The sequence below is a fragment of the Mucilaginibacter sp. 22184 genome, from assembly GCF_052045695.1.
Lineage (GTDB): Bacteria > Bacteroidota > Bacteroidia > Sphingobacteriales > Sphingobacteriaceae > Mucilaginibacter.
On record NZ_JBQEPI010000001.1, the window covers coordinates 882,055 to 906,595 of the forward strand.

Below are 24,541 nucleotides of genomic sequence, written 5' to 3' on the forward strand. Positions count from 1 at the left end.
TTACAGGTTTTCAATCAATAGAGGTTTTTTAGTCTCATCCAGTTCCGCGTCTTCCGGTTCATGATCAGGATCGCGGCGGGTTTTGGAGGCGAAAATCACATACATCAGCGGAATAATGTACAGGGTAAGCACCAGCGAAAACAGCATCCCGCCCATAATTACTATACCCAGCGATACACGGCTTTTGGCACCCGCGCCCAATGCAAAGGCGATAGGCACCGAACCCAGCACCACGGCCAAACTGGTCATTAGTATGGGGCGTAAACGGGCAGTGGCTGCCTCAATGGCGGCTTCATATTTAGCCACGCCATGCTCCATGCGCTGATTGGCAAATTCCACAATAAGGATCCCGTTTTTGGTTACCAGCCCCACCAGCGTAATAATACCGATCTCGCTGAAAATATTGAGCGTTTGGTTAAACAGCCATAAGGATAAAAACGCGCCCGAAATAGCCAGTGGCACAGTGAGCATCACAATAAAAGGGTCCATAAAACTCTCGAACTGCGCCGCCAGTACCAGGTATATCAGCAACAGCGCAAAACCAAAGGCGAACAAGATGTTTGATGAACCTTCGGCATAATCCCGTGATGGGCCGCTCAGAGCGGTGCTGAAGGTGTCGTCCAGTATTTCTTTGGAGATGCGGTCCATTTCTTTAATACCATCACCAACGGTACGCCCCGGGGCTAAACCCGCCGATACCGTAGCCGATTTATACCGGTTAAAGTGATAAATAGCCGGTGGTGTTGCGCCTTCGGTTACTTTCACTACGTTATCCAGCTGTACCAGGCCGCCTTTGGTGCTGCGCAGGTAAACGGATTTCAGATCGAGCGGCTGATCGCGGTTGGCCCGATCTACCTGGGCAATTACCTGGTATTGTTTGCCGTTGATCAGGAAATAATCCAGTCGGCCGGCGCTATAATACAATTGCAGAGTTTGGGCAATATCATCAACAGATACCCCGAGGTCGCGGGCCCGGTCACGGTCGGTAATTACCCTTAACTCCGGCTTGGTAAATTTCAGGTTGACGTCCGTTCCCTGGAATACCGGGCTTTTGGATACTTCGGAGAAAAACTTGGGCAGGGCCTTGCGAATTTTTTCGAAGTCCTGGTTTTGGATCACATATTGAACGGGTAACGACGTACGGGCACCGCTACCGCCGCCGCTGATGGTTTGCTCCTGTATCACAATAGCGCGGGCATCGGGCATGCGGGTGAGCTTTTTGCTGAGCCAGTCGGCCAGTTGCTGTTGGCTCCGGCCACGTTCGTCCGGGGCGACTAGACCGATACGGCCAAAGCCCGAGTTGGCCGAACCGCCACCAAAGGATGGCGAAACGATCTCGAAATTAACCTTCGCCTCCGGAATAGAATCTTCTACCAGTTGCGATACCTTGTCCATGTACTTGGTCATGTACTCATAAGTGGCACCCTCAGATCCGGTAACGCTGTAACGCAACAAGCTGCGGTCATCCAGCGGAGCCAGCTCAGATGGGATAACCCGCACCAAAACACCAATAATGAGCAGCGATACGGCCAGGATCACGAAAGATACCCAGCGCACTTTCATAAACTTAACCAGCGTTTCGGTGTAAGAGTTGGTCATGTTCACAAAAAAAGGCTCGGTACGCTCGTAGAACTTTGATTTTTTGTTGCTCTTGCGGATCAGTTTTACGTTCAGCATGGGGGTTAACGACAGTGACACAAATGCTGATATCAGTACCGCACCGGCCACCACTACCGCGAACTCGCGGAACAAACGGCCTGTAAAGCCCTGTAAAAACACAATGGGTAAAAACACGGCTGCCAGTGTAACCGAGGTAGACACTACCGCGAAAAATATCTCGGCCGAACCTTCAAAAGCCGCTTTGCGGATAGCCATGCCGGCCTCTACCTTTTTATAGATATTCTCGGTTACCACAATCCCGTCATCCACCACCAGGCCCGTTGCCAGTACAATGCCCAGGAGGGTTAATATATTGATGGAGAAACCAAAAATATACATGATGAAAAACGCCCCGATCAGGGATACCGGGATATCAATCAGCGGACGGAAGGCGATGAGCCAATCGCGGAAAAACAGGTAAATGATAATTACCACCAGCACAAAGGATACAATAAGGGTTTCCTGTACTTCGGTTATGGATTGGTTGATGAACCGTGTATTATCCAGTGCCACATTTACCTTAATATCCGGCGGAAGATCTTTTTTGATCTGCTCCAAACGTTTGTAAAAATCTTTGGCTATCTGTACATAGTTAGCGCCAGGCTGCGGCACAATGGCCAGGCCGATCATCGGTACGCCCGATTCCTTAAAAATGGTTTCCTCATTGGCCGATCCTAAAACGGCATAGCCCACATCGCGCAGGCGCACCACCCGGTTACTGTCTGACCGGATAATGAGATCGTTAAAATCTTTTTCGGTGGATAATTTACCCAGCGCCCTGATGGTCACCTCGGTATTGTTACCTTCAATTTTACCGGCAGGCAGCTCCACGTTCTCTTTGGATAAGGCCGTTCCAATGTCACTTGCGGTAACACCCTGGGCGGTAAGCTTATTTGGGTCTATCCATAAACGCATGGCGTATTGGCGCTGGCCTTGTATGTTAATGGTACTTACGCCTGGAATGGTTTGCAAACCTTCCTGCAAAACGTTTTCGGCATAATCATCCAGTTGATTAATGTTACGGGTATTACTTTGTACCTCCAGGGTAATGATCTGGTCGGCGCTGGCATCGGCCTTGGTTACTACCGGCGGCGCATCAATATCCTGTGGCAGCTGTCGTTGTGCCTGACCAACCTTATCGCGCACGTCGTTGGCGGCGGTTTCCAGGTCGGCATCCAGGTCAAACTCCACGGTAATGTTGCTGGAACCCACCGAACTGGTCGACGACAGATTACGGATCCCCGGAACACCGTTGATGGCCTTTTCCAATGGCTCGGTGATCTGCGATTCAATTACATCGGCATTGGCGCCCGCGTAACTGGTGGATACCGAAATGATAGGCGGATCGACCGAAGGAAAATCCCTCACCCCTAAAAATTTATAACCGATAATACCGAACACCACAATGGCTACCGACATTACCGTGGCCAATACCGGCCGCTTTATACTGACTGAGGATAAACTCATATAGTTTTTTATTAAGAGTTGTTGTTAAGAATCAAGAACCGGGAGTCAAGAATCAAGAAAAAAAGCAGGCCGATCTTTATTGTAAATAAGCTTTTGTTCTTATTCCGGCTCTTGATTCTTGACTCTTATCTCTTGCTTCTATTTAATAACTTTAGCAATTTTTAAAGGAACCTTTGGCCGCATTTGTATAATGCCCGATACTACCACGCTGTCGCCGGGTTTCAGGCCATCAATGATCTGTATTTTGGTGTCGGTGCGCATATCAGTTTTAACCGGTTTGCTCATAGCTACGCCATTATGATAAACATAAACCAGGCTGCTTTTCAGGTCGGGAATAACGGCCTGGGTGGGCAGCAAAATGGTTTTAGGTATCTGGTCGAGCGTTAAATTAATTTTGGCGAAAGCGCCTGCCGTCAATAACCCTTTTGGATTTGGCGCTTTGGCCCTTACAGTAAGCGTACGCGAGTTCACATCAATAGCGGGATCGATGGCATACACCGTAGCCGTGAAATTTTCCCGCGAGCTTTCGGTAGTGAACCTGATCTTACTGCCTGGACCAATGATAGACAGGTATCTTTCCGGAACAGAGAAGGTAACCTTTGCCGGATCGATATTCACCAACTGTGCGATAGAAGTTTGTGGTGATAAATAGCCACCCGGACTCACATTGCGTAACCCGATTGTGCCCGAAAACGGCGCCCTGATCTCAGTGCGGGTTATTTGCGCTTTGATCATATCGCCCTGAGCCCTTAATGAGTTTAAGGAGGTTAATGAAGTATCATATTCCTGCTGGCTGATAGCTTCTTTTTCTAATAATACTTTATTGCGGTATTCATTTTGTTTGGCCAACGCTACCTGGTAGTTTACCTGTTTGAGCGAGGCTTCCAGATCCTGATTATAAACCTTAACCAGCAATTGTCCCTTTTGTACTTTGCTGCCCTCGTTAAAATAAATGCCCGTGATATTACCGGCGGTTTGGCTTACCAGGTTTACCTTTTCATTGGCATCAATGGAGCCGGTTACATCGATGATATTGTTGATAGCGGTATCCTTTACAATCATAATGTTAACGGAAACAGGACCGTTCTTTTTTTTGCCGCCTTTGCCCCCGGCAGCTATAGCAGCAGCAGATTCCTTGGCGCTTTTACTAAAAAACTTGTTGTAAATTAGGTAGGCAACCAGCAAAGCCAGCGCGGTGTAAATGATATACCTTGTTCTCATATTAAATGGATCATTTTTGTGATTTAGTTTCTGATCAGGTTGTTATTAAGGGTTTGATGTTGTTTTGCATTTGAAGTAATACGCGCTCAAATACTTTCATATCATCGTCTGATATTCCATGAGTGATGTCGGTATTGATGTTTTTAATTGAAGCTACAATCTGCGGAACCGCGAGCTTTGCTTTCTCGGTAACTTTTAACAATTGTTCGCGACGGTCGTTGGGGTTGTTTTCTCGGTACACAAATCCTTTGGCGGTAAGCAGATTAATGATACTTACCATAGCCGATTTGTCTTTATCCAGTATTTCGGCAAGTGCTTTTTGCGATAATTGCCCATCGTGATGATAGATCAGCGATAGCACATAGTGATAGCGGTTTACGTCAAGGTGTTCTGTACTTTTAGCGAGCAGGCTTTGGTACAATTTACCCAAACGTATCAGTTTGCGGGATATAGGTTCAATTAACGACATTATAAGGTTGCACAAACATAAACAGTATACAGTAGAAATGGTTGTATGTATCAACCATTTTACAAGGTTAATTTTAGGTTAGGGAATGGGGAGGAGAACCTGCACCGGGCGAAGTATGGCGTAGCCAACTCACCCCGGCATCGCTGCGCTCGCCGACCCTCTCTTCGCCTGCGGCGGAAAGAGGGCTACTGCTCTCCGCGCGTCATTGCGAGCGCAGCGTGGCAATCCCCGATAAGCAAAGCCGCTCTGTAAGTAGGGGATTGCCACGTCGTTCCTCCTCGCAATGACGCGTGGAGAATAACCACTCACTCTCGTGCCCCTTTGCAAACAAGCGCAAGTAGAATGACGCTGCAGAGAAATACATAAATTTTTTAACTTGCGGCATGAAACCATTTAAACATATCATTACTTTTTTATTAATCATAGCTTATATGAGTCCATCTGTCAGTGAAGCGCAAACTACGGCCAATATATCTTATACCGTGTCTTTCCCCGAGGCACAGGCGCATTATGCTGATATCGAAATGCATATTTCGGGCTTAAAACAAAATACGCTCGACCTTAAAATGCCCGTATGGACACCCGGCTCATACCTGGTACGTGAATTTGCCAAAAACATCGAAGCTTTTAGCGCCGATGCAGGCGGCAAAGCGGTGCCATCGCCCAAGATCAATAAAAATACCTGGCGCATTGCCACCAAAGGCGTATCAACCGTAAATATTAAATACCGGGTTTATGCTAATGAGATTTCGGTACGTACCAGTTATATCGATGCGTCGCATGGTTTCCTGTCAACATCCGGCATATTTATTTACCCGGCCAATATGCTGCATGCACCTTCAACCATCCACATTAAACCTTATAAAGACTGGGCCAAGGTTTCAACCAGTCTGGAAATGGTGAATAACGATCCTTTTACCCGTGTATCGCCCAATTATGATATCCTTTTTGATTCGCCGATAGAAGTGGGTAACCAGGATGTTTTTGGTTTCGATGCCGCCGGAGTAAAATATGAGGTGTGTATGTACGGCGGCGGCAATTATGATAAAGAACGCCTTAAAAAAGACCTGCACAGTATTGTTGAACAGGAAACCGCCATTTTTGGCGAAAATCCCAATAAGCATTATGTGTTTATTGTGCATAATCATTTACGCGGTGGCGGCGGTCTGGAACATTTAAGCTCTACCGTTTTAGGCGCTTCGCGCGATAACTATGCTACAGAAAAAGGCTATCAAAGCTTTTTGAGCCTGGCCGCGCATGAGCATTTCCACTTATGGAATGTAAAACGCCTGCGCCCGATAGTATTGGGCCCGTTTGATTACGATAACGAGAACTATACCACCAATTTGTGGATAGCCGAAGGCTTTACCGAATATTACCAGGAAATAGCAGTTCGCCGTACCAATTTGTATTCGCCAGAAAATTACCTGGGCCAGATAGCAGGAGAGTTTAATATATTGGAAAACCTGCCGGGCAGAAATGTACAAACCGTAGCCGAATCGAGCTTCGATGCCTGGATAAAAGCTTACCGCCCTAACGAAAACTCCAACAATACCACCATATCCTATTACAACAAAGGGGCCATTATTGGGATGATGCTTGATCTGGAGATCATCAACAGCAGCAAAGGCAAATATTCGCTGGATGATGTAATGAAGTATATGTATACCGAATATTACAAAACTAAAAAACGCGGCTATACCGATGCGGAGTTTAAACTGGGCTTTGAAAAATTCGCCGGTAAAAAGCTGGACGATTTTTATAAAAACTATATCAATGGTTTAACCCCTGTTGATTACAATAAATACCTGGGCTATGCAGGCTATAAAATAGTGGATGAACTGGCTGATAACAACGATCCGGCTTTTGGCGTAGCTACCGCTGTTACGGCCAATAAAAAACTGATCGTAACCAGCGTTGTCCGTGGCACATCGGCCTATATAGATGGCATTAATGTGAACGACGAATTGGTAGCCATTGATGATAACCCGGTTACCGACGCCGCAACCATGCTGAATGGTAAAAAAACGGGAGACAAAATAAAAGTGGATGTTATCCGCGACGGACTACCGCTTACACTACAGGTTACCTTATTGAAAAGCACCCGCGTTAAATACAAAATTGTACCTGTAGGCAACGAAACAGCACAGCAATTGCTGGTGCGTAAAAAGTGGCTGAGTATCTGAATCAGAATTAACAGAATTTAAGGATTCTCAGAATATAAAAATGCATTCGGCTAATTTTAAAATTATCTGAATCAGGATTTTCAGAATATAAAAGCTCATTCTGTTAATTTTAAAATTCTGTGAATTCTGATTCAGACGGTTTTTTTTTCGTATATTTAAGTACATAAACACCATGGCCCTGCTTACTTGAAAAACGTAAGCAGGGCCATTTGTTTAAAGGAACAAAATGAGGTAAAAAGATGAGTAATTTTTACTTAGTTCATTGAATATTAGCTTTATAAAACTTTTTAAAGTTTTTAAAACCCACCAAAAATTTGTTAAAAAGTGTTAAAATCGATGTTTTTGAATCAGTTTTGAAATGTTTTCGATTCATTTTACCCGCTTTTCGCATCGAAAAGTGTTAAAATCGGGCTTTAAAAAGTATTTTAAAAAGGATGAATTGTTTGATTTTTGTAACGCGGGTTAAATTGTATTTTTATAACCTATGCCATCAGCCGCAGCCTTAAAAAAAATCAGACCGATACAGCTTGTCGCTGTTATTTTCTTTACCGTATCCGGCGGTCCCTATGGTCTGGAACCTTTGCTGAATTATGCCGGCGATCATGGTGCGCTGCTGGTCCTGTTGATAACCCCTTTACTTTGGGACGTACCCGCCATATTCACTGTACTGGAACTTAACAGTATGATGCCCATTACCGGGGGTTACTATAAATGGGTAAAATATGCCCTGGGCACACGCTGGGGCTTTTACGAGGGCTGGTGGACCTGGCTCTACACCTTTGTTGATCTGGCTATATACCCGGTTCTGTTTGTGCAATACGCGTCGTTCTTTTTCCCGGTTTTGCTGCAGTACCAGGTGCCGGTATGCCTGCTTATCATCTGGGCATCGGCGGGGTTAAATATACTGGGGATAGTGCCGGTAGGTAAAGTATCGCTGTTTTTGAGCGCGGCCGTGCTGGCGCCGGTTATTATTTTGATAGTACTGGCTATTCATCATCATAGTGGCAGTTTGAGTATCCCTTCGCCATCACTAAAAGGAATTACTTTTCCGTCCTTCGGCATGGCGCTATATACCGTCATGTGGAACTGCCTGGGCTGGGATAATATTACCACCTATGCCGAGGAGGTCGAAAAACCGGTCAAATCGTACCTGGTATCCATGATCATTGCTTTTGTCCTGGTAATGGTGGTTTACTTTTTTATCACCTGGATAGCTCAGCAATCGGGCATTAATCACAATACGCTTACTAATGATGGGTTCCCGGCTTTAGGGGTACTGGTGGCCGGCAGATGGCTGGGAATTGTGATAGCGGCGGGTGGTATGGCCAGTACACTGGGTATTTACGCAGCGGTATTATTATCGGTATCGCGGGTGCCACAGGTTATGTCCGAAGATCATTTACTGCCTGCCGGGCTGAACAAATTGCACAGGCGTTTTAAAACGCCTTATATATCTCTTATCATTTGCTCCTTAGTAGTAAGCTTTATGGTGCTGTGGACTTTTGCCGATCTGCTCATCATTGACGTAACAGTTTATGGTGCGGGGTTATCCCTGGAATATATTGCCCTGGTAAGGCTTCGGTTAAAGGAGCCGCAGAAGGCCCGGCCATTCCGGATACCATTAAATGTTATCGGCCTTTGTCTGATATTGGTTTTTCCTTTTGTGGTATATGCCGTGGCTTTGGGTGGAGCATTATCATCAACCCCAGAGGCGCTTAAAGCCGCGATATTTGCCTTAACCGCATTATTGAGCGCAGAAGTAGCCTGGCGGATCATTCTAATCAGCAGGCCACATTTAAAGATAAATTAAAGGGAACGATTTAGTTTGAGGCTTTGGCGAGCAGATTGGTAATGGGGGCATCAAAAATACTGGATAAAACGGTCGCGATATTTTTGCTTTCGGCGGATTTTTTAAAATCTTCGGAATAAAAGATATGATCAACCCCCAGCACTTTTAACAGACTATCGGTTTTGGTATGGGCCGTGGTTTTATAGCAGCATATTCTTATTTTGCTGTAGGCCGGATTAGCACTGATACGGCGCAGGATCTTTTCCATGTCCTTGCTTAGGTGGTCATAATCAAATATAACCACATTGGGCTTAATTTCATGTATGGTGGGGAAGATGCTGCCCGCAGCCGAAATATGCCTGAACGTGTTGTTGTTAGGCAGTAACTCAGCCGAAAAAGTATCGGCAGCAACCAATAGTACATTTTTAGATCGTATGCGGATCATGACCAATTAATTAAGGGGGCTCATAAAATTAGATTTTAAATATCATTTCTACAAAATATTATCGCCAATTGTAATAATATTGATACAAAAAAAGCGTAATCGGTGCTGATGGTAAAATTCTGACAATCAGTATTTTCTAATATAATAAATAAATTTCCTTGAAAGTAAAATGATGTCAATTGTCCCCGAGAATGATTAAAATAATAAAGTATTATTCTTTTTCTGGCGGATTGACCTTATTACGATGCCAGGAGTGGGTTTGTTTCAATATTTTTAATGTACCGCCATGTAAATAAGTGCATTATATGGAGTACCGTCTGGAGTTTTGCAAAACAGCCATTGCCTGGGCTGGCAATGGCTGTCAAAAACTATATTGATGCGGTTACGGAACCGGCAGATCTTTAAGCCGGACTGCTAAACGCGTCTAATGCTTTAGCTATCCTGCTGATGGTTTCTTGTCTGCCCAATATCGCTGCTATATCAAACACATGCGGGCCAAATTTGCCGCCAACCAGCATAATGCGGAAGGGCAGCATCACATCGCCTGCTTTTAATGCTTTTTCTTCCATCAGGGCTTTAAACGCTTCCTCAAAAGAATGAGCTTCCAAATCTGCTGCGGAGCTATTTAGCAAGGCTGTAAGGGCATTAAAGAAATCAACTTTAGCATCGGTCCATTTGGGTTGTACCGCGTTGAGATCATATGTTTTGGGCTGTTCGAAAAAGAAGCCAGCCTGCTGATAAAAGTCGGGCAATAAAACGCAGCGCTCTTTCACAAGGTTGATAACCGACAGGAGTTTTGCATCATCGGTAACAACAATACCTTTTTCGGCTAAAATTGTGCTGACATCTGACTTTAGACTTTGGGCTTCCGACTTCTTGATCCACTCGGCATTGAACCATTTGGCTTTTTCAAAATCAAATTTGGCGCCGGCTTTACTTACCCGTTCCAGGGAGAACTTTTCGATCAGTTCATCCAGCGTAAACAGTTCCTGGTCGGTACCATCGTTCCAGCCCAGGGTAGCCAGCAGGTTTAAAAACGCTTCGGGCAAAAAGCCCAATTCGCGGAAACCAGGTGTAAGTTCGCCTGTTTTGGCATCAAACCAATTCATTGCGTATACCGGGAAACCCAAACGGGCACCATCGCGTTTGCTAAGCTTGCCATGGCCGTCGGGTTTTAGTATTAAAGGCAGATGCGCCCATTTCGGCATGTCAGCTTTCCACCCCAGGTAGTCCCAAAGCAGTAAATGCACAGGAGCTGATGGGAGCCATTCCTCACCGCGGAAAGCGTGCGAAATTTTCATCAGGTAATCGTCTACAACCACAGCTAAGTGGTAGGTAGGGATACCGTCGGCCTTTAGTAATACCTTGTCATCAACCTGGTTGGTTTCAAAACTTACATGCCCGCGGATCAGGTCATTGAAACTAATGGTTTCATCGGCAGGCATTTTTATTCGGATAACATGTGGCGTGCCGGCATCAAGCAGGGCATCAACCTCATGTTGTGGTAATGAAAGTGAATTGCGTAAACCATCACGATAAACCTGGCCGTATTGAAAATTAGGAATCTCTTTACGGTTCTTATCCAGCTCCTCGGGGGTGTCAAACGCGTAATAGGCATGGCCCTGCATCACCAGGCGTTCGGCATATTCGCGATAAAGGGCTTTGCGCTCACTTTGACGATAGGGGGCATAAGGGCCGCCAACCACCGGACTTTCATCGGGTTGCAGGCCGCACCATTTCAAACAATCTAAAATATATTCCTCGGCACCTTCCACATAACGGGTCTGGTCGGTGTCCTCAATTCTTAAAACAAAATCGCCATGATGTTTTTTGGCGAATAAATAGTTAAATAATACGGTACGTACGCCACCCAGGTGCAAACCACCGGTAGGGCTTGGCGCAAAACGAACTCTTACTTTTTTATCGGTCATGATGGGGCAAAGATAGTTTTTTTAAGATTTGCAGATGTGCGGATTTTAGATGTGCAAATGAAAAATGACGGACAATCAATTATCTGCACATCCGCACATCTGTAATCTGCACATTTGAAATAATTTTACGTTATTTGGACTGTGCCCAGTATGAACCCATACCAACAGAAAAAGCGCTGGAAATATTTTCTGCTCGCGTTTGCCGTAGTTATTGCCTTTGGCTCCCTGTTTTATACCCGTTACCTGGTAAAAAATATAGCCCGGTCTGAGCGTACCCGCGTTCAGGTTTGGGCCATGAGCATGCGGCAGATATTTAACTCTGATGATGACGACTTTTTGCAATTTACAACGGCAGTGCGTGATAGTTTAGCCGTGCCGGCCATTGTTACCGATGAAAAGGGTGATATTTTATATGCGCGTGGGTTGGATACTGCTAAGGTCTTTGTGAAACTTCAGGCCGAAGGAAGTAAGACAAAGAAATATGATCCGGAATATTTTAAGGCGGAGCTGGAATATATGAAAAACCAACACGCGCCTATTAACCTTAAGCTGAAAATGTTGGGCGAACAGTGGTTTGTTTACTACAAAGATTCGCCTTTGCTGCAGCAACTGCGTTTGTTTCCTTATGTGCAATTAACGGTGATCGCTATATTTTTACTGATGGCTTATACCGCCTTCAGCTCTTCACGAAAATCGGAACAGGACCAGGTTTGGGTTGGCTTGGCTAAGGAAACGGCGCATCAACTGGGTACGCCTATATCATCATTAATGGCGTGGATTGAATTGATGAAGGAAAAGTTTAATGCCGAAGATGATACCCTGGTAGCCGAAATGGAAAACGATGTAAAACGACTGGAAATAGTGGCCGACCGTTTTTCGAAGATAGGATCGAAACCGGTGTTGGAAGAACATGCCGTTTATGCCGTGGTAAAAGATTTTGTTGATTATTTTAAAGTGCGGGTAAGTAAAAATATCAGCTTTGAGATGACGGGTAACCCACACCTCAAAGCCGGACTTAACATCCCCCTGTTTGATTGGGTGTTGGAGAATTTGTTAAAAAACGCGGTGAATGCCATTGATGGCAAAGGGGGTATCCATATAGAAATTGGGGGTAACAAGATAAAGAACCAGGTTTTTATTGATGTGACAGATACCGGCAAAGGCATACAGCGATCTAAATTTGATACCGTTTTTCAACCTGGTTATACTACACGTAAGCGGGGCTGGGGCTTAGGTTTGTCGTTAACTAAACGTATGATAGAAAATTACCATAATGGGCAGATTTTTGTAAAAGACTCCGAAATAGGTAAGGGTACAACATTTAGGATCATATTAAAAAACACGCGTAATGATAAGCAAGCCATCTCCTGAAGAATATTCGCCATTTGCAGCCGGCTATGTAGGCCTTGTTCCGGATACCCATGTTATTGAACTATTGGAACGTCTGATGGAATCAAGCTATCAACTGTTCAGTAAGCTTACCGATGAGCAGGCCGCTTATGCCTACGCGCCCGGGAAATGGACAGTTAAACAAGCGCTTGGCCATATGATTGATACCGAACGCACCTTTGCTTACCGGGCCCTTGTTTTTTCGCGAAATTATATTGAATTGCCGGGCTTTGACCAGGACGTTTATGTAGATAATGCCGATTTCAATACCCAAAGTATACAGGACCTGGCGGCGGAATTTAAAGCAACACGCTTATCAAATATTTATATGATCAAAGGGTTTAGCGAAGAACAATTATTGCGTACAGGTATTGCCAGTAACCACCTGTTTTCGGTAAGGGCTTTTGTGTATATGATGGCCGGGCACGAGTTGCATCACCTTCGGTCTTTTAAAGAGCAATATCATATAGGGAGCTAAAGACGAGTCATACCAAACGCCGAAAAGCCCCTGTTAACACAGATGCTTCTTATCGACGGAGAGAGCTTTCCCTGCTGATTATTTTTGCAGCGCAAGCTCATCTTTATCCAATACTTCCTTTTTTTCTATCCGGTAAGAGAGCACTAAGCCGGCACCACCAAATATCGCGATCAGGGCTACGTAAAGGAAAAAGGCCTCATCATCCATAGAACGGAATATGGTATGATCTAAAATAAAGGCCAGGAATAAACCAACACCCGAACCGATAAGTAGTAATCCCCACTTTAAGTTTTGATAAGGAGCTGATTGTGGTTTGTAACTACGTGGATCCATACCACGTTCAATCATTGATAATTTTTCGCGCTTGTTCAGATAAACGATCCCGAAGATCATGGCGAAGAAGCCGAGGGGTACTAAAATTCCAGCTAATACACCCAGTTGAGCAGTTTCCATATTATTTCAATTTTAATAAGTTAATTAATTTTTTTTCTTGTTTCTAAATCACCAATGCGGTGTATTTGTAAGCTATGACCACACTGTTTTTAAACAGGTTACACCCTTAGTAAAAAAAAGATGGTTGAAGGGCTAAAGGTCAAAGGAGAAAGTTTTTTTGAAAAAATAGTTCAATAAAAAAGGCGAAAGATTTATCACCTTTCGCCTTTTACCTTTCGGCTTTTATCTTAAAAGCCTTATTTTATTTCAAACGTAGCTTGTATCTGGAAGCTCAGTTTTATTTTTTTAAAGTCGATATCAGATTCAGCCGGGCCGGCAGCATCTGCGGCAGCTGATTTAAACATCATCATAGTACGAGGCTGCGGAAAGCTGCTGTTATCACTTTCGCTGATACTTATTGCAGAGCCCAATTTATCACCCAGGCCGTTTACCAGGAACGCGGCTTTATCACGGGCCGATAATAATGCTTTTAATTTCAAGGTGTTTTTCAACTCATTGATCTTGGAGTAGTCATAGCTCTGAATATTGGTTGATTGAATACCTTTTGGGTCAACCTTGGCCAGTATCTGGTTAAATTTATTCAGGTCGGTAACTTTAACCAGGTATTGTTTGCCGGCCAAAAAATCAGGAGCTTTTTTCTTTTGATAGGTGTTGTTCCAGGCCGAAACATCGTTTATGGTAAAATCCTCTTTAGGGATTCCGGCGTCTTTTACACCTTTTTCCAATTGATTTTCCAAAACATCAATAGTAACCCGGTTTTTACCGTTCATATATTCCTGTAGTGAAATAGAAACATATATAATGTCGGGGGTAACTTCCTGTTCGGCAATGCCGGTAACGTCAATTTTGCGGCGCAGATCAACCGTTTGCGCGAAGGTTCCATAAGTAGTCATAATTAGTGCTGCAAGGATAAGTAGCTTTTTCATGGGGTAAGTTGTTTTTAGATTGCGAAACTCTCCAGAGCCGCATTTGTGTTTGTTGGGCGGCTCATGAAAGGTTTCATGTGATAGTTATTTTATAAATATTATATGTTATGTGACTATGATAACGTACCAAAAGTTTAATATGTAACAGGTGTTATAATTTATTTGTGCCTTGGCTTAGTTATCAGGATTATATAAAGCTACAGCTTTTGTTTTGAATTTTAGGCCAAAACAAGATAGGGGTGGGGTTAAATTTTTACTAAATTTACGTAACCATGTAACCTGATTTAAAACCACGGCGTCAGAGAGGTTGTAACACATGCAAAGCAAGCTTTCAGATATCGAACTTATAGAACAAAGCCTGGCGGGTAACCAATCGGCCTATGCCGACCTGGTTAAACGGCACCAGCGGTTTGTATTTACTTTAGCTTTGCGTTTTGCAAAAGGGCGTGAAGATGCCGAAGAGATTGCCCAGGATTGTTTTATAAAAGCGTACCGCTCGCTGGCATCGTTCCAGGGGCAGTCGAAATTCAGTACATGGCTGTACAGTATAGTTTATACTACTGCCATGACATTTTTAAGAAAAAAACGGGTAGCAACAGATTCCATCGATGATGAAAATACCTTTATCCAGGTTGAAAGCCAGGAATCGGGTTATGATACCAACAATATCGAGAACAAATCAAGGTCGTTTTACCTTAACCAGGCCATAGCACAATTGCTGCCCGATGATGCTACCATTATCACCCTTTTTTATAAAGGGGAGCAATCACTGGAAGAAATTGCTCAGGCATTGGGGATGGAAACAAATACGGTTAAGGTTAAACTATTTAGAGCACGCCAGCGTTTGAAAGAGAAGCTGGAGCAAAATTTAAAACAAGAGGTGAAAGAACTGATATGAACACGATTGAGGAAAAACTCTGGAATTATATTGATGGCACCTGCAGCCCGATTGAGCAGGATGCCACAGCCCGGCTTATTGAGCAGGATAAGGCGTACGCTCAAAAGTATCAGGAACTACTGGCGCTTAACCAGGAGTTTGCCGCTATGGAGCTGGATGAGCCGCCTATGGCCTTTACTTATAACGTAATGGAAGCCATCCGTACCGAGAATGCCATGCAGCCGCTAAAGGCCAATATCGATAAGCGTGTTATCCTGGGCATCGCCATTTTCTTTGTATTTACCATATTGGCACTATTGGTAGTTGTTTTTGCCAACGTTCATGTTTCCGGAATTAACATCAGTGCAGCGGATATTAAACTACCTGCCGGTGTAAAGCTACCCAGCACCAACAGTGTTTTTAGCGGCCCGCTTGTAAAGTGGTTTTTGATATTTGATGTAGTGTTGGCTTTGTTTTTAACAGATGCCTATCTGCGTAGAAAAAAGACCACCAGGCAGTTACAATAAGTATGTGGTGTGTCTGCCAAAACCGACAGGTGACCAAACAATTAGTCAGTTATGTAATCCGGGTATCAGATTTTAGTGTAAGTTAAAGTATTTTACATTACATAATCATAAAATTTACAACCCGTGGTAGTTTTGGTATAGTAATTGTATAATCTTACATGAACTGGTAAACTTACCGGTTTAATTGTGATAAGGTTTAGGTTGAAAGTCCCCCGGAGCAAGTCTGGGGGGCTTTTATTTTTTTAGGCTATTTAATTCCCTAAAGGGGAACTATTGATTGGCATGATCACCAGGTAAAAAGGCAAAAAAATGCCCCACTATCATAGCATAGCTTCAGGATCATAGTTTAAAGACTTCCCCTTCAGAGGGCAGGAGGACTCACCTCGCCACTGAATACCTGCACCGCTGGGCCCTCTAAAAAAATATCAGTAAATACTTTGCCATCGTAATTAAAACGGATGTTCAGATCGCCGCCTAAAACTTTAATAGGGGTAGTGATGTGCCCGGTTTTGTTGTTATGGCTGGCCATGGCCAGGGCTACCGCGGTAACACCTGTTCCGCAGGCAAAGGTTTCGTCTTCAACACCACGTTCAAAGGTGCGTACAAAGTATCCGTCGGTAGTTGGTTCTACGAAATTTACATTGATACCTTTTTCGCGATAAGTGGCATTATTGCGGATGGCTTTGCCTTCCTGGTATACATTCCTATGCTCCAGGTCTTCTACCTGTTTTACATAATGGGGTGATCCGGTATTGAGCACATAAGCGTCGTTATCGGTATTAATTTGATCAACATTGATCATTTGCAGACTCACCCAATCGCCGCTATCTGAAATTTTGGCATGATGTGGGCCGTCGACCGCCAAAAATTCAGTCTCGGAATCGATGATACCCAGGAACTTAGCAAAGGCTACAATACAACGCCCTCCATTGCCGCACATGCTGCTGGGCGCACCATCGGCGTTGTAATAAACCATTTCAAAATCAAAGCCTTCCTTGTTTTGCAAAAACATCATCCCATCGCCGCCGATACCAAAACGACGGTCGCAAAGCGAAGAAATGAGTTTGGGGTTGGTATGATCTATCTTAGCTTCACGGTTGTCAACCAGTATAAAATCGTTACCTGCGCCCTGGTATTTATAAAATCGTATATTCACAATAATGTCATTTAATATCAGCTATTTAGCATTTACCAAACTAAGGGCCATAATTAAAATAGCAACGGTAATTAATTTAACAAATTTTAACAAAAAAACCTTTAACTAATGGTTGACTATGTAGTCTATATGGTATTAAATTTGGGTTGTTAAATTATATAAACAAAATAAAGAAAGGCAAATATAAATGAAAAAGATAGGTTTAACACTATTAACCGCTTTTGTAGGAGGTGCACTTGCTTTAGGCGCATACAAGGTTATCGAGAATAAATACTCAGATAACATGAGCTTTGAAGAAAAGCAAAAAGTATATTTTACCAGTAATAAATCCACCCCGATCGTATCATCAACAGGGTCGCTCGATTTTACCGAAGCGGCAGCAGCGGCGACCCCCGCGGTAGTGTATATTCGTACTACGTACAGCAGTCAATCGGGCGGAGGCCAGGACATGATGGAGCAAATGTTTGGCGATATGTTTGGTCAGCGTTCGCCGCAGCGCGGTCCGCAAATGGCATCTGGCTCAGGAGTAATTATTTCGCCCGATGGTTATATTGTAACCAACAATCACGTGGTTGAAAAGGCTGATAAAATTACTGTAGCCACCAATGATCACCGTACTTTCCAGGCTAAGGTTATTGGTACCGATCCAAGCACCGACCTGGCCCTGATCAAGATCAGCGCTAACGACCTGCCCATTGTTAAACTGGGTAACTCTGATGAAGTGAGAGTAGGCGAGTGGGTATTGGCCGTGGGCAATCCATTTAACTTAACGTCAACCGTAACCGCGGGTATTGTGAGCGCCAAAGGCCGTAATATAGGCATCATTGGCAGCCAGGATAATGGCGATGATGATAATCCGTTTGGTCGTACCCGCAATCAGCAAGGCGCTCCAAAACTGAATAAAGCTATCGAATCATTTATCCAAACAGATGCGGCTATTAACCCGGGTAACAGTGGTGGAGCCCTGGTAAATACCAAAGGCGAATTGGTGGGTATCAACGCGGCTATCGCGTCGCATACGGGCTCATATGAAGGATATGGCTTTGCCATCCCGGTTAACCTGGCCAAAAAAGTACTGAACGATATTAAAAAATACGGTACCGTAAAACGTGGCTTTGTAGGCGTAAGCTTTACCGAACTTAACCCAGATGTTGCTCAGAAACTGAACATTACCAATAACAATGGTTTATATGTTAATGACGTGGTAGAAGGCGGTGGTGCCGAGCAGGCCGGTATTAAAAAAGGAGATATCATTACCAAAGTAGAGGGTACACCTGTTTATGAATCATCAGACCTGCAGGAGCATGTTGGCCGGATGCAGCCAGGTGATAAACTGAATGTAACTGTTTTGCGTGATGGTAAGGAGAAAGCATTTGCCGTAACCCTTAAGGCTGATGCTACACCAACAAACCGTACCGCAGCCGTTTCAAAATCGGCCGAGGAGCTGTTTAACAAATTGGGTGCAAGTTTCCAACCATTGAGCGGTGCCGAAAAAGCGAAGTTCCATGTAAACTCAGGTGTAAAAGTAACCCAGGTGCGTGAAGGCCGTTTGTTTGATAACTTTGAGATCCCGGTTGGATCGGTAATCACCAGCATCAATAAACAGCCTATCAACAGTGTGGCCGATATCGACAAAGCCATCACCAACCTGCGCAATGGCAACCTGGTTATCTCAGGTTACTATCCGGATGGAACAAACTTTAACAATATGTTCCAGGTGCAATAAGAAAGTTTAAATAAAGTGATTGTGTAAGAAGACCCGGCTATAATGGCCGGGTTTTTTTGAAAGAAGTTAGGGGTTCAAGCAGAGAATATGGAAGGAATTAAATTATATAACAACCACAATAAACCAATTTGGAAAAATGTTATATCTAAACAATCCTTAACCTAAAAATACATCATGCCAACAACACCAAACCCCATTTCAGGATCTATCAATACCATTGCAGATCTTACAAATTATCCAGGTACTACAGACAAACAAACTATTGAGTTATTGGGCTATTATGCCGTGAATGACGGAGGAGGAGGGGAATTTTATTGGGATAGCTTAAGTACCGAAACCCAGGATGGCGGAACAATAATCCAAACCACCGCTGCAACCGGCCGCTGGAAAAGGATAGTTACAGATGTGATCAACGCAAACTGGTTTGGCGCTATTCCCGGATCTACTGATTATACAGGCAATATTACTAAGGCGCTTACCTATTGTAATGTTAAAACCAAGTCATTGCGTTTTCCGGCAGGTAGTTACATGTATAGCGGATCTGGCTTTAACTTTAACAATCCCCGGTTGTTTATTTCGGGGGATGGAGCTGGTGTAACCACCATATCAATTAGTACATCTTCGTATTTTATTGATACTGCAGGAGGTAAAACGGACATGTTAATTGAAAACATCACATTCTCTGGGGGATTAGGAGCATTCAGATCAACATTTCCGGGAAGTAACGGATCTAACTTAAAGGCATTTCGTTTTTGTAATTTTTTCGAATATACAGAATGTGCAATCCAAAGTAATGGAACAGATGAACCCTATTGGAGAATCAGCAACTGTGTTTTTAAGGCTTCGGCCAATTCTGCGGATCCACTTAACCCAATTAATCCAATTGGTGTGGCAATCGGCAATAATGCCGACAAAACCATTATTGAAGGCTGTAATTTTCTATCAAACCGGATCCACATTAAGATAAGAGGCGGCGGCATAAGTTCAAATATATGGGGGAACGACTTTATCCAGTTTACAGGTGGCGACGGAAAATCAAGGATGAGCGTTTGGATAGTTCCGAATGCTAACGCCACAGTGCCGGGCACCGGCTTATTCATTGAGGGGAATAAGTTTGGTAACGAGAACCAAAGCAGCATAGATTATAGAATTGTATACGCAGATGAGTTGTCCGGAACATATAATGGTGACCGTTTACCTAATCTGCAAAATGCATCAAGCGGATATATTACCGGGCATTTGATAAAATCAAATAAAGTGAGCGGTTCGGTGAGCATCTCTTTTATATACACTACAACAACAAACGTCAGGTTGTGCACGATTTCGCAAAACGTATTTGATGGCATATCTCCATCTTTTTTGCTGAACTTTTTGAACGCCCCGACACCGAATTACAGCAATCAGGGAAACTTGTTTGAAGACAATACTGGCCTCGATTACGGCATTTTAACCATGCCGCTAAATATATCAAATGGTTTGGGTGTGGGGATATTAACGGATTCGCTTTCGCAATATGACGGTAATCCGGTTAACATTCATACTTATACAGGGGGTGGCCAGGATTATGCCGGGTTTGTACAACTGTATAGCTCTATAACTACAGGGGCTTTGTCTGTAAACGGGGGGACTACCATCGTTGGATCTCTTACCGATGCTACGGGTGGAACGGAAGCCAGGCAATATAATATACCGGGAGGGAGTTTTGCCTTGGGATATCTTTCTAATAGCAGTGTTATCAAAGGAAGTCCAAGTTGGATAGAATTTGATCTGGTAAAAGCCGGGGCAACACCATTACAAAACATCGTGGTACAAATACAGTATAACGGAGGCGCTGTCCATTTTCAAAGGATATGTATGGTTCCTGATTCATGGCAGCGATTTAGATTCCCCTTTGTTTTTAGGGATAATGCGGTTCAGCTTAATGTTAATTTCGCCGGGTTGAACAGCAGCTCCGGAACCGTAGCTATTGGTAGGGTAAGAGTTTACCATGCCAGAGAACCCATTGCATTTGGCCGGTTGAAATTTGAACAGTTTGATTTATCGCTTTTGCCAACTTCGGCAACGGGCCTAAATCCCGGATCAATATGGGTTGATACCGCTAATGGTAATGTATTAAAACGGGTATAACGCCAGGGACTTTTATTTTGAAAACAGCAAAAAAGAGGGTTTACACTATTTTGTGTTAAATTGATGTAATGTGTTGATTGTCAGTGATATAATTGCACGTTAACCCAAAAAAGTGTAAACCATGTAAACCCACTTTTTAGCAAAATGGTGGGGCTTTGGGTATAACATCAGTAGACAGAAGATAAGAATCGGATGCGAGGTATTGACTCACTCCGGCGTCGCTGCGCTCGTCACCCCTCTCTTCGGCTGCGGCGGAAAGAGGGGTTTTTTAATTTTTTACCCTCTTTGCGGCAAAGCCGAAGAGAGGGTGGTCCAGCAAAGCGTGGGCCGGGTGAGCCGGCTATGCTTCATGCTGGTCAGGGTAAATCCATCAAAAGAAACTCACCCCAACCGTCCAGCCAACCCAACCGGTCCAGCTGTTGCTGTTGTTGATAAAGCTGTGATGCAGGTCCTTGACGTAAGCATATCCATTGACTGCGTTGCGCTGGTCGGAATAAAAAAGATTAAGCGACGGCCCTGCATTAATAGAAAATGCTTTAGCAACATGATAGGTTAAGGAAGCATCAAGCCTGCCCAGCAGGTTGGTACGGGCCCAGTTGCCCTGGTAAACATATTGTTCGGTTATTTCGGGATTAAAGGCCAGGTGCTTACCCATGCCCATTTCGCGACCGAAACCAAAGCCGAATGCGTATAGTTTACTGTTGTCATTTACACGGAGGCCACCTGTCCATATGGTGTACAGGTTTTTGCTGCCGGTTTTGAGGCCAATATTGGCGTTCAATGTTTCGTTGGATGACAGGGCTAGTTTATGATAGCCATAACGTACAATGTTGATAAGCCCGATACTGTAACCCGATGAAGTATCGGCCACATTGATGAGCCCTAATTGTACGCCACGCAGGTTATGGGTATAATTAAACAATCCGGCTATTTGCATGCCGCTATATTTTTGCCCGGCAATATTGCCCAGAGCCGCCAATTGTATACCCCTTACCGAACCCCGCGTGTGATTATATAGCCCGGCTACTTGTATGCCGTTCAGATCGCGTTTCACTCTGTTGTGCAGTAACGAAAGCTGTATGCCCCGAACGCTGCCCAGTACATTATTGTAAAGACCGCCAACCTGTATACCATTCACATTACCGCCTACTACGTTGAATATCCCGGCAATTTGCACGGCCCCTACGTCTCCTTTATCCAGATTAAAGATCAGGCCCAGTTCAAAGCCGTCTACGCCTGCATTATAGCCACCAACCGCGTTCAGCGAAACGGCGTTGACTACCTGGCCGCTAAACTCGGCGTGAGTACTTACACCCGGAATGGCCGACGCCTGGAAGGGGGCCTGCGCAATAAGTCCGTGCAGATTGGTCGCTCGTACCTTTTGCCTGGCAGATGTGAAAAGACGGCCCAGAACGGTGCGCTCAATGCCGTCATCATCATTGCTGATCATGTAGCCGTCCTCGTCAAGCTGCGATTGGTTGGAGTTTACCGTAACACCAGAAAGAAAGGTGACCGTGGTATCCCGGTAGTATTCTTTACTTACGGTAAGTATTACAGGTTTGCCGTTATTTTTGAGGTGGAGTTCAAACCGCCCGTCCTTACCGGTGAGGGTTGATTGCAGCAGACTGCGTTCATACACGCTGGCATTTTCCAGTTTTTTACCGCTACGGTCGTCGGTTACAAAGCCGCTGATGTTGTATTCTCCGTCTTCGGTTATGGCTTTTTCGGTAGTTAGGGATAACTGTAAGGGAGCGTAGCGCAGGATCACAAAATTGCGGGTTTCCTTGTACTCAAAACGGTTCAGGAGCATTTGATCAAGCACTTCCTTAATGGTCCAGTTATTGACATTGAGAGTTACCAGGCTATCTGTTTTAACGATGTTGCTGTTGTAGGAGAAGGTAAAATTTCCTTTTTGCTCGATGGTTTTTAACACCGAACCCAAACGCATGTTGCTTACGTGAACAGAGATGTTTTTGGCCAGGATAGATTCACCTTCTGTGGCCCGGCTAACGAGGGGGAGCGTAAATATGATCAGGAAGAGAAGCACATGTCTTCGTAAACTATCCATGGTATAAGGTAGAAGTTGCTATTTAAAAACGATCTGCTGGTTATTTCGAATCACGGTGATCTTAAATGTACCGGAAATAACATCCAGAACTTCATCAAGCGACTGGCCTTTAAACGTAGTGGTGATCGGCAAATTCTCCAACGATTTATTAGCTATCACAATGTGCGTACTGTATACTTCGTTCAGCGTACTTACTACCTCACTTAGCGGAGTTCTGTCACAAACCAGTTGTCCTGTGAGGTAATAGTTATACAATTTGCCCCTGCTCTGTTGTTTGGCTAATAAGGCCTGATCGTTGGTTACTGTTACCTGTTCGCCCGGGTTCAGGTCAATGCTGTTTTGCTTTTTGCTCACCTGTACAATACCCGTTTCTACAATCACTTCGGTTTTGCCATTACGGCTCTTGATATTGAATGACGTTCCAACTACCCTAACCGTTACATCATTCACCTTAATTATAAATGGCTTTGTTTTATCTGGGCTTACTTTAAAGAAGGCCTCTCCCTGTAAACTTACCGGGCGAATGTTGCCGGTAAACCGGCCCGGGTACACAATAGTTGATCGGGTGTTGAGGGTGATCACCGACCCATCGGGAAGGGATTGGGTTTGCACTTTATCTTTACTATCTATCCGTACAAATGAAACCGAACCATTATCGTAAACATGATTAAAAGTTAACCAGAGTACCGTACATATTAAAACTAATGATGCAGCTATTCCTATCCACTGTTTGCGGCTCAGTTTTTTGATCACAGCCTCACGCCGGGGGGCGGCATTACTGTCAATACGCTTTTGCAAACGGATAAACGCGTCATCTTCACTTACATTCCGATCGGTTACCGGGCTTTGATTCCATATTAGTTTAAAATCGGCAAAAAGCTTTTTGTTGGTTTCACTGGCGGCCATCCAATCCTCTACCTGTTGGCGTTCAGCAGGCGTAGCTTCGCCGGCCAGGTATTTCACCAGCAGATCATCATCCATATGTATATTGGCGTTACTCATTGTGTAGCCATCGGGTTAATAAAAATAAAATAATGGGTAAAAACTCCGCCAGTTTCTGGCGCATTATCCGCAGTGCCTTGCCCATCTGGTTCTCTATGGTTTTGATAGAAAGCCCTAGATGATCGGCAATTTGCTGGTACTTGAGCTGCTCAAAACGGCTGAGCTGAAAAATAGTACGGCATTGCTGTGGCAGCTCGCTCATGGCCTCTTCTATACGTTGTTGCAGCTCGATGGTCATTACTTTGGTTGATGCCTGTTCTTCTTCGTCCTGCTGCAGCTGCCCGGCATAATATACGCCGAAGCTGGCCTTTACTTTTTGATGTTTTAAATAGTTCAAACTTTCGTTATGCACAGCCCGGTAAAGGTATGATTTGAGCGAACCATCGGTTTTAAGATTATCGCGTTTTTCCCAGATCCGGCAAAATACATTTTGTACAATTTCTTCGGCCATTTCATCATCTTTTAAAAAAGTATAGGCATAGGCGTGCAGGCTTTTAAAGTGTTCTTTAAATAGCCATTCGAAAGCCTTTTGACTGCCTTGTTTGAGTAAATTGATGACCGAGCTATCGCTATATTCCACTTTAAAAGGGTGAAAGTTTGCGTTAAAGATAGCTTGTTTGGCAGTCAAATTCACGGACGAAGAGC

General features: G+C 44.2%; 19 protein-coding genes. 8 read left to right on the plus strand and 11 right to left on the minus strand.

Annotated elements, in window-relative coordinates:
- The 3 genes from ACTJKG_RS03750 to ACTJKG_RS03760 form a co-directional block, all read right to left on the minus strand.
- Positions 1 to 3,126 (minus strand): efflux RND transporter permease subunit, encoded by a 3,126-nt coding sequence (locus ACTJKG_RS03750; protein WP_172334178.1) that lies wholly within the window; start codon positions 3,124 to 3,126, stop codon positions 1 to 3.
- A gap of 138 nt (positions 3,127 to 3,264) precedes the next feature.
- A complete protein-coding gene (locus ACTJKG_RS03755) occupies positions 3,265 to 4,347 on the minus strand; it encodes an efflux RND transporter periplasmic adaptor subunit (RefSeq protein ID WP_440738397.1) in 1,083 nt (360 codons plus the stop codon).
- Positions 4,348 to 4,381: 34 nt separating this feature from the next.
- Positions 4,382 to 4,816: a MarR family winged helix-turn-helix transcriptional regulator gene (locus tag ACTJKG_RS03760; protein WP_440738398.1), complete on the minus strand. Its 435-nt coding sequence runs from the start codon at positions 4,814 to 4,816 to the stop codon at positions 4,382 to 4,384.
- Between the two features lie 383 nt (positions 4,817 to 5,199).
- Between ACTJKG_RS03760 and ACTJKG_RS03765 the strand changes: the two genes are divergently transcribed.
- Both ACTJKG_RS03765 and ACTJKG_RS03770 read left to right on the plus strand, forming a co-directional pair.
- A complete protein-coding gene (locus tag ACTJKG_RS03765; RefSeq protein WP_440738399.1) occupies positions 5,200 to 7,002 on the plus strand; it encodes a M61 family metallopeptidase in 1,803 nt (600 codons plus the stop codon).
- A 484-nt stretch (positions 7,003 to 7,486) separates the two neighbouring features.
- On the plus strand, positions 7,487 to 8,812 hold the full coding sequence (locus ACTJKG_RS03770; protein WP_440738400.1) for an APC family permease: 1,326 nt from the start codon (positions 7,487 to 7,489) through the stop codon (positions 8,810 to 8,812).
- A 10-nt stretch (positions 8,813 to 8,822) separates the two neighbouring features.
- Here ACTJKG_RS03770 and ACTJKG_RS03775 read toward each other — a convergent pair whose 3' ends face one another.
- Both ACTJKG_RS03775 and gltX read right to left on the minus strand, forming a co-directional pair.
- Complete coding sequence (locus tag ACTJKG_RS03775) at positions 8,823 to 9,236, minus strand: hypothetical protein (RefSeq protein ID WP_172334174.1); 414 nt, start codon at positions 9,234 to 9,236, stop codon at positions 8,823 to 8,825.
- A 401-nt stretch (positions 9,237 to 9,637) separates the two neighbouring features.
- Positions 9,638 to 11,167, minus strand: coding sequence for a glutamate--tRNA ligase (gltX, locus tag ACTJKG_RS03780; protein ID WP_440738401.1), 1,530 nt, complete (start codon positions 11,165 to 11,167; stop codon positions 9,638 to 9,640).
- Positions 11,168 to 11,317: 150 nt separating this feature from the next.
- Between gltX and ACTJKG_RS03785 the strand changes: the two genes are divergently transcribed.
- Together ACTJKG_RS03785 and ACTJKG_RS03790 are read left to right on the plus strand one after the other, a co-directional pair.
- Complete coding sequence (locus tag ACTJKG_RS03785) at positions 11,318 to 12,538, plus strand: sensor histidine kinase (protein ID WP_172334172.1); 1,221 nt, start codon at positions 11,318 to 11,320, stop codon at positions 12,536 to 12,538.
- Complete coding sequence (locus ACTJKG_RS03790; protein WP_440738402.1) at positions 12,516 to 13,034, plus strand: DinB family protein; 519 nt, start codon at positions 12,516 to 12,518, stop codon at positions 13,032 to 13,034. The genes ACTJKG_RS03785 and ACTJKG_RS03790 overlap by 23 nt, the downstream gene beginning before the upstream one ends.
- Before the next feature lie 78 nt (positions 13,035 to 13,112).
- Here ACTJKG_RS03790 and ACTJKG_RS03795 read toward each other — a convergent pair whose 3' ends face one another.
- Positions 13,113 to 13,487, minus strand: coding sequence for a DUF6249 domain-containing protein (locus ACTJKG_RS03795; RefSeq protein WP_172334170.1), 375 nt, complete (start codon positions 13,485 to 13,487; stop codon positions 13,113 to 13,115).
- Positions 13,488 to 13,723: 236 nt separating this feature from the next.
- A complete protein-coding gene (locus ACTJKG_RS03800) occupies positions 13,724 to 14,413 on the minus strand; it encodes an SIMPL domain-containing protein (protein ID WP_172334169.1) in 690 nt (229 codons plus the stop codon).
- 316 nt (positions 14,414 to 14,729) lie between these two features.
- Here ACTJKG_RS03800 and ACTJKG_RS03805 point away from each other — a divergent pair, with 316 nt between their 5' ends.
- Both ACTJKG_RS03805 and ACTJKG_RS03810 read left to right on the plus strand, forming a co-directional pair.
- Complete coding sequence (locus ACTJKG_RS03805; protein ID WP_172334168.1) at positions 14,730 to 15,311, plus strand: RNA polymerase sigma factor; 582 nt, start codon at positions 14,730 to 14,732, stop codon at positions 15,309 to 15,311.
- Positions 15,308 to 15,817: a hypothetical protein gene (locus ACTJKG_RS03810; protein ID WP_440738403.1), complete on the plus strand. Its 510-nt coding sequence runs from the start codon at positions 15,308 to 15,310 to the stop codon at positions 15,815 to 15,817. Before ACTJKG_RS03805 ends, ACTJKG_RS03810 begins: the two co-directional genes overlap by 4 nt.
- A 361-nt stretch (positions 15,818 to 16,178) precedes the next feature.
- Here ACTJKG_RS03810 and dapF read toward each other — a convergent pair whose 3' ends face one another.
- A complete protein-coding gene (gene dapF / locus ACTJKG_RS03815; RefSeq protein ID WP_172334166.1) occupies positions 16,179 to 16,973 on the minus strand; it encodes a diaminopimelate epimerase in 795 nt (264 codons plus the stop codon).
- Between the two features lie 187 nt (positions 16,974 to 17,160).
- Between dapF and ACTJKG_RS03820 the strand changes: the two genes are divergently transcribed.
- Positions 17,161 to 18,699 carry a Do family serine endopeptidase gene (locus tag ACTJKG_RS03820; protein WP_172334165.1) on the plus strand — a complete coding sequence of 513 codons (1,539 nt, stop codon included), beginning with the start codon at positions 17,161 to 17,163 and terminating at the stop codon, positions 18,697 to 18,699.
- A 174-nt stretch (positions 18,700 to 18,873) separates the two neighbouring features.
- Positions 18,874 to 20,826, plus strand: coding sequence for a hypothetical protein (locus tag ACTJKG_RS03825; protein ID WP_440738404.1), 1,953 nt, complete (start codon positions 18,874 to 18,876; stop codon positions 20,824 to 20,826).
- A 370-nt stretch (positions 20,827 to 21,196) separates the two neighbouring features.
- On the opposite strand, the gene ACTJKG_RS03830 is transcribed toward ACTJKG_RS03825, so the two are convergent.
- The 3 genes from ACTJKG_RS03830 to ACTJKG_RS03840 are packed head-to-tail and all read right to left on the minus strand — an operon-like array spanning position 21,197 to position 24,476.
- Positions 21,197 to 22,894 (minus strand): STN and carboxypeptidase regulatory-like domain-containing protein, encoded by a 1,698-nt coding sequence (locus ACTJKG_RS03830; RefSeq protein ID WP_440738405.1) that lies wholly within the window; start codon positions 22,892 to 22,894, stop codon positions 21,197 to 21,199.
- 18 nt (positions 22,895 to 22,912) lie between these two features.
- Complete coding sequence (locus ACTJKG_RS03835; RefSeq protein ID WP_440738406.1) at positions 22,913 to 23,896, minus strand: FecR domain-containing protein; 984 nt, start codon at positions 23,894 to 23,896, stop codon at positions 22,913 to 22,915.
- Positions 23,889 to 24,476 (minus strand): RNA polymerase sigma-70 factor, encoded by a 588-nt coding sequence (locus ACTJKG_RS03840; RefSeq protein ID WP_440738407.1) that lies wholly within the window; start codon positions 24,474 to 24,476, stop codon positions 23,889 to 23,891. Before ACTJKG_RS03840 ends, ACTJKG_RS03835 begins: the two co-directional genes overlap by 8 nt.
- Positions 24,477 to 24,541 lie beyond the last annotated feature (65 nt).